General features: G+C 37.7%; 7 protein-coding genes. 1 reads left to right on the forward strand and 6 read right to left on the reverse strand.

All coding sequences use genetic code 11. The features are described 5' to 3' along the window. Nucleotides 1-169: 169 nt before the first annotated feature. Together prmC and prfA are read right to left on the reverse strand one after the other, a co-directional pair. Nucleotides 170-1,030, reverse strand: a complete 861-nt coding sequence (prmC, locus tag RTL21_RS18380) for a peptide chain release factor N(5)-glutamine methyltransferase (RefSeq protein WP_312097949.1) — start codon at nt 1,028-1,030, stop codon at nt 170-172. Continuing rightward, nucleotides 1,023-2,096 carry a peptide chain release factor 1 gene (gene prfA, locus RTL21_RS18385; protein ID WP_312098029.1) on the reverse strand — a complete coding sequence of 358 codons (1,074 nt, stop codon included), beginning with the start codon at nt 2,094-2,096 and terminating at the stop codon, nt 1,023-1,025. The genes prmC and prfA overlap by 8 nt, the downstream gene beginning before the upstream one ends. A 284-nt stretch (nt 2,097-2,380) precedes the next feature. Here prfA and RTL21_RS18390 point away from each other — a divergent pair, with 284 nt between their 5' ends. Continuing rightward, complete coding sequence (locus RTL21_RS18390) at nt 2,381-3,241, forward strand: STAS domain-containing protein (protein WP_312097950.1); 861 nt, start codon at nt 2,381-2,383, stop codon at nt 3,239-3,241. A gap of 168 nt (nt 3,242-3,409) precedes the next feature. On the opposite strand, the gene RTL21_RS18395 is transcribed toward RTL21_RS18390, so the two are convergent. From RTL21_RS18395 to RTL21_RS18410, 4 genes are all read right to left on the reverse strand, one after another. Then, nucleotides 3,410-4,465, reverse strand: coding sequence for a hemolysin family protein (locus RTL21_RS18395; RefSeq protein ID WP_312097951.1), 1,056 nt, complete (start codon nt 4,463-4,465; stop codon nt 3,410-3,412). Between the two features lie 68 nt (nt 4,466-4,533). Further along, nucleotides 4,534-5,844, reverse strand: a complete 1,311-nt coding sequence (locus RTL21_RS18400) for a hemolysin family protein (protein ID WP_312097952.1) — start codon at nt 5,842-5,844, stop codon at nt 4,534-4,536. Between the two features lie 38 nt (nt 5,845-5,882). Beyond that, nucleotides 5,883-6,269 (reverse strand): MerR family transcriptional regulator, encoded by a 387-nt coding sequence (locus RTL21_RS18405; protein WP_312097953.1) that lies wholly within the window; start codon nt 6,267-6,269, stop codon nt 5,883-5,885. Between the two features lie 360 nt (nt 6,270-6,629). Then, nucleotides 6,630-7,142, reverse strand: a 513-nt coding sequence (locus tag RTL21_RS18410; protein WP_312097954.1) for a thymidine kinase, incomplete at its 5' end; no start/stop codon positions are given.

Consider the following 7,142-nt stretch of genomic DNA (forward strand, 5'->3'; position numbering starts at 1 on the left):
TCTTTACTTGCGACTTTCATACTTTTATTTGCGGGTTTGGCATCTTTACTTGCGACTTCCACAACTAAACAAAAAAGACACATCCCACACACCTTAACATGTGTATGGAATATGTCTTTCTAAAAAGCAAAAATCGTTCCAGGCAACCGATAAACAGAATTTAAATAAGTCAAAATCCTACTTCTGCAAAAACCATTCGGTCTTTGCCATTGATATCGAATTGCACTTCTACAATCGCCTTTGGAAATGCGGCTTCTAAAAGCTGTGCAACGGACTTACTTTGGCCTGCACCTACTTCAAAACCAATAATAGCTTTTTCTTTGACCACATGAGGTAATTCTTCACAAAGCCTTTTATATAAACCGAGACCATCTTCTCCTGCAAATAGTGCTCTATGTGGTTCATGCTCGGTGACCACTTCAGACATTGTTGCGATGTCTCTTTCTGGGATATAGGGAGGATTGGATAGGACAATGTCAAAACTCCCTCCTTGTTCCATAAACGGTTGCAACAAATCGCCTTGTACAAATTCAATATCCGCACCTAAATTTTCCGCATTGCTCCGTGCTACATCTAAAGATACTTCATAAAGATCTGTAGCTGTTACCTGTAATGAGGGATTTTCTAGCTTCATTGTCACTGCAATTGCACCGCTTCCTGTCCCTACATCCACTAGCTTTAAAGATGCTTTTTTTCCAAACAGCCTGTCTATCCGCATTAGAGCAGATTGCACAAGCTCCTCTGTTTCTGGTCGAGGAATAAGTACTTCTTTATTTACAGTAAATGCTCGTCCATAAAATTCTTCCTGCCCAATAATATATTGAACTGGCTGCCCTTTGGCATGTAGATAGATCAGCTTTTTAAAGCTTTCCACTTGCTCTTCTTCCATATCTTCTCGAAATTTAACAAGCATTTCGGATCTACTTACTTTCAGAGAATGCCTTAGTAAGATTTCCGCTGCGTATTCTTCCCTGCCATGTTCCTTTAAATAAGAAGAAGCCCATTTTAGGGCTTCGAATACCTTACACATCGGACGCACTTTCCAAACGACTAGATTGTTCTTCAAAAATAAGGGCATCAATAATATCGTCCATTTTACCTTGAAGAATTTGATCTAGCTTTTGAATAGTCAATCCAATACGGTGATCTGTTACACGGTTTTGCGGGAAGTTATACGTACGAATACGTTCAGAACGGTCCCCTGTACCTACGGCTGATTTACGTTGTTGATCATATTCCGCTTGTGCTTCTTGCTGGAATTTGTCGTAAACACGTGCTCGTAATACTTTCATAGCTTTTTCTTTATTTTTGATCTGTGATTTTTCATCCTGACAAGAAACAACCGTTCCTGTTGGAAGATGTGTTAAACGAACTGCAGACATCGTTGTATTAACACTTTGTCCTCCAGGTCCGCTAGAAGCGAATGTGTCCACTCGAATATCTTTTTCGTGTATTTCAATCTCTACTTCTTCTGCTTCAGGCAAGCATGCTACTGTTGCAGTAGATGTATGAATACGACCGCCAGATTCTGTTTCTGGGACACGTTGTACACGATGGGCACCATTTTCAAATTTCAATTTGCTGTATGCACCTTTTCCGTTAATCATGAAAATGATTTCTTTATAGCCACCAACACCTGTTGAGCTTGCATCAATGACTTCCATTTTCCAACCTTGGGCCTCGGCAAAACGGCTATACATACGGAAAAGATCGCCTGCAAATAAAGCAGCTTCATCTCCGCCGGCAGCTCCTCTTACTTCCATAATAACGTTTTTGTCATCATTAGGATCCTTTGGGATTAGCAAAATTTTCAAACGTGCTTCTAATTCTTCGATACGCGCTGTAGTTTCATCTAGCTCTTCCTTAACCATTTCGCGCATTTCTGGGTCTAGCTTTTCTTCCAGCATTGTTTTTGCTTCTAGATGCTGTGCTTTTACTTCTTTATATTCACGATAAACTTCTACTGTTTCTTGAATATCCGATTGCTCTTTCGAATAGTCACGCAGTTTTTTTGTATCATTCACAATTTCAGGATCACTTAATAATTCATTAAGCTTGTCATAACGATCCTCTACAGCTTGAAGACGATCAAACACACTTTTCACCTCGTTTTTATCCATAACGTATTCATTATATTATAGGCTATTTTCCCCGTCAAAACCAATTCTTATGAAAATGGCATTTATGGCTGCTTTTCTTATTTATATTTCGAAAGGCTGTTCTCCTATAGTTTTTTGCATTCAGACTGCAACATTACTTCTTTCAAACTTTTTGAAGAACAAAAAACCTTCCTTTGTCGAATAGCCACAAGAATTACAGAGCCAATATTTCCTTTATCTATTATAATAGATATAACACTAGAAAGAGAGGATATGACAATATGTCCCTAACCAATCAATCCATTTATCAATATGTGATGGAGCAGGCTCCATCTATAACTAAAAATTGGTTTACTATTAAAGATGGAGAAGTAGGGTCTATTTACTCAAAGAATGCCTCACCATCTGTTGAAAATCTGCTCAAAAAGCAGCATACCTATACGATTCAAACCGTCATTAGCGCCTTTTTAGAAGACGAGAGCATTTTTGCTAAAAATCTAGAGCAGTGGGCAAATAAGGTAGCCAAAAGCAGAGTAGAATTAGGCACCCCAGTTCATGAAGTATTACAGGCATTAAGTATTACTAGACAAGTAATTTGGGACTCCATTGAACAGTTTATCCTTGACCATAATAATGTACCGACAGCATTACTTTTACAATGGAGTTCAAAATTCCACTTTACTTTTGATCGACTAACGAATCAATTCACCACCATGTATCATGCTTTTACAAATCAAAAATTCCATTCCCAACAGGAGTTAATACAGCAACTAAGCGTACCTGTTATACCGATTACAGAATCAATCGGGGTACTCCCATTAGTAGGAGACATCGATAGCTTACGAGCAAAATTAATCTTAGAAACGGTCCCTGTTAAATGTAAAGAGGAAGGGATTAATCATCTATTTATTGATTTATCTGGTATTTCTTCTATCGATACGATGGTTTTACACGAGCTCATGAAGCTAATAAAAATACTTTCTTTCATTGGCATTGAGTCGACTATTTCTGGACTAAGTCCTGATACGGCTCAAATGATAACTACCTTGGGAATTAGTTTAGGTAATGTTCCTACATACAGCACCCTTAAACAGGCGTTATCTTTTCAGCAGGAGCACACGAAAATAAAACCATTATCCTAACACTATTCCTAATCCAATTTGCTTTTAAACAAATTTTTTATAAAAGCTCCGATAAATTCTACTTAGTGAGCTCTAAAGGAAGACTTAGGTCCCAAGAGATAATAAGTGAATATCGGAGCTTTTGCTACCCATCTTTCTATTAAACTAGTAAAATGGCAAAGCTAATTATTAATTGAGTAACTTTTCCCCTACAACAAACTCATCGCGTATCTCACCAACAATTTCTTCTAATATATCCTCCATTGTGACAAGACCAACAATTACGCCTTTTTCATTCTTTACTAATCCCATATGCACTCTTTCTTGCTGCATTTTAAGAAGCGCATTTTTGATAGGTGCTGTATGGAGAAAAATAGGCATCTCATGAATAAACTCTTCCATTTTTGTTTCTCTTCCAGCTACTACATTTGTTAACATTTCTTTTGTATTTACGTAACCTACGAGCTTTGTTTGATTCTTAGTGACAGGATAACGGGTATATTCATGTTTATCCAAAACAGTCAAAATCTCTTCAAAGGACATTTCTAATTCTACATTAACAATTTGCTCTCTTGGAATCATAATTTCCTTTAATATTCGATTATCAAAAGCAAAAATATTCTTTAAATATGCTAATTCTGTTTGATTGATTTCGCCACTTTCATAGCTCTGCGTAACAATCAGCTTTAATTCCTCTTCCGAGTGAGCAGTTTCATGCCCTGTCAGTTTTATACCAAACCATCCAAGTATTGCTCGCGAGGATCCGTTTAAAGCATGGATAATCGGCTTCGTAGCTCTTCCAAACCAATACAAACCGGGAGCTAGCATTAAAGTCATTTTTTCCGCATATTGAATCGCCAATGTTTTTGGAGCCAACTCTCCAATTACTACATGTAAAAAGGACACAACTGATAAGGCTATTGCATAAGAAAGCACGGTTGATAAAGCACCAGGCACATGAAACCTTTCAAATAAAGGATGGAGCATCTTTTCTACAGTTGGTTCTCCTAATGCACCCAAAACCAATGCAGTAATCGTTATTCCAAGCTGACAGGCAGATAAATAATAATCTAAATCATGTGCAACTTTCTTTGCTATTACTGCCTTTTTATTTCCTTCTGCAATAAGTTGATCGAGCCTTGACATTCTTACTTTTAATATCGCAAATTCAGCACCGACAAAAAATGCTGTCAACATAATAAACACTGCTACTAAAAACAAATTTAATAGTATAATACTGTCCAATTATTTCCCTCTCGCTTCGAGGGATTCACCTCCATGATTATAGATAAAGCAGTTTTTTTCCATCCTAGCTAGTTTTTCAACACGTTTTGGGTAAGACTGACCTCTTTGATTTGGTAGTTATCCATATCTGTTACTGTCCATACATGTTCTCCCTGCTCAACTTGATCTCCAATCTCAGCAGTATCCAATAGCTGATATTGAATCCAGCCTGCTATTGTATCAAGCTCTTCGCTTTCTTCAAACAATATCCCAAAACGCTCTTCTAATTCATCTAGCAACACACGGCCGTTAATGAAATATTTATTCTTTCCCGACTCCCGGATATCTGCTACTTCATCTGCATCAAACTCATCACGGATTTCTCCAACAAGTTCTTCTAATATATCTTCCATCGCCAGAATACCAGACGTACCACCATATTCATCAATAACCAATAACATATGCACTCTCTCTTGCTGCATCTTTAAAAGGGCATCCTGCAATCTTGTTACTTCTAATACGACCGGAAGATCACGGACAAATTCTTCTAATTTGCGATTTCGCCCCCAAGCCATTTGTGTTAGCATCTTCTTCACATTTACGACCCCTACAATATGGTCTTTATCGCCAACTTCTGTTACTGGATAACGAGTATAATTATGCTCATCCAAGATTTTTACGATATCGTCATAGGACATATCTTTATTTAGTGTAACCAATTCAGTTCTCGGAACCATGATATCCTTCGCTACCCTTTCATCAAAAGAGAATACATTTTCCATATAGGCAAGCTCTGTCTGGTCAATTTCTCCTCCTTGGTAGCTCTGTGTCATTACAATTTTCAATTCTTCTTCTGAATACGCCTGTTCATGCTTAGCAGGTTTTATCCCCATCAAACGAAGCACTACTTGTGCAGATCCATTTAACGCCCATATAAAAGGATTCATCACTTTCCCAAACCAATATAATGGTGGCGCTAGCATTAAGGTTAATTTCTCAGAAAACTGAATAGCAAGTGTTTTTGGAGCCATTTCTCCTACCACAACATGCAGAAATGTTACCAATGCAAAAGCAATAGCATACGACGCAACAGATGCGACAGATGGAGAAGCATTCAGTAAATTAAATACTGGATGAAGAAGTTTCTCGATTGCTGGTTTCCCTAGCGCTCCAAGACCTAGTGCTGTAACAGTAATACCTAGTTGACATGCCGAAAGATAATAGTCTAAATTACCAGCTACCTTCTTCGCGACAATTGCCTTTTTGTTTCCTTCTACAATTAGCTGATCTATTCTTGACATACGAATTTTAACTACAGCAAACTCAGAAGCAACAAAGAAAGCTGTCAGCACTAATAATAGTGCAAGTAAAAATAAATTTGTTATCGTTATTATGTCCAATTATTTCCCTCTTTTGAGGGATTCACCTCCAGGAATATTTACATTAAAGACAGTAATTTCATTACGTCTAATAATTTTGTTTCAAGTGTGTGATACACTTTCTTTTTCTCTTCCTGCGGCGCATCTTTCAATCTTTCTTCCAATGATGTCAGCTTTTTATGCAAACACGCAATTTCGTTCTGTACCTCATTCATGATTGGTTCTATCTCTCGGTCTTCTCTTGATTGAATAACCTTCCGAATTTCTTCAATCGACATACGTTGTTTTTTCAAAAGTTTAATTCGTTCCAATGTATGAAGAACATCTTCCGAATACAGGCGATAATTGGAATCAGACCGCGTTACAGGAAGCAATTTATTACTTGTATAATAATCAATTGTTCTTGTAGACAATCCACTTAATTTCGCCACTTGGCCAATACGCAATAACGCCTCCCCAATGAAAAAACCCCCTTCAGCTAATAAGATATAATTATCATAGCATAGATAATAAAATCCGTACAGTATTACGTTATGGTTTTAGGTTATGGTTTATCGATCCTACGTATATGGCACTGAGGCATGAAGACTTTTCTCATGCTTTTCGAGCCGCTGATGAGGGTTCTCTATAACCTTTCTCTTTGCTTTTCATGGCGACCGTCACTGAGTGTTACCTTTTGACTTTCCCTCACACTTTCGGGCACTGACTTAGATGAACATATTCTCTCTTTTTCCTCTAAACACTTCCTTCCACATAAAAAAGCTCCTGTTAAGAAGAACCAAACCATTCTTAACAAGAGCTTTTTCTTATAAAGCCGTTGATGTATTATCTTTATTTGCTTTCTCTGTAGTTCTAGGGACTTCATGATGATGGCGGCATCGTGGTTCATAGGATTCAGATGCACCTACTAATATGACCGGATCTTCGTAGCAAGCCGGTGCACCATTAATCAATCTTTGCGTTCTGCTTGCTGGAGAGCCGCAGACTGCACAAACCGCTTGAAGCTTTGTCACTAATTCTGCAATCGCCATTAATTCTGGCATTTTTCCGAAAGGCTCGCCTCTAAAATCTTGATCTAAACCAGCACAAATGACACGGTGTCCACTATTTGCCAAATGCTGAATAACGCCAATAATCTCATCATCAAAAAACTGTACTTCATCTATTGCAACTATCTCTATATCGGAAGTCACATATTCAAAAATGTCGGCTGATTTACTAATAGGAATCGCATTAGTCGCTGTTCCATTATGTGATACAACAGATTCATCACTATAGCGATTATCAATACTTGGTTTAAATACAATTGCATGTTGTTT

It is taken from the genome of Niallia sp., assembly GCF_031978665.1.
In the GTDB taxonomy this organism is placed as follows: domain Bacteria; phylum Bacillota; class Bacilli; order Bacillales; family Cytobacillaceae; genus Niallia.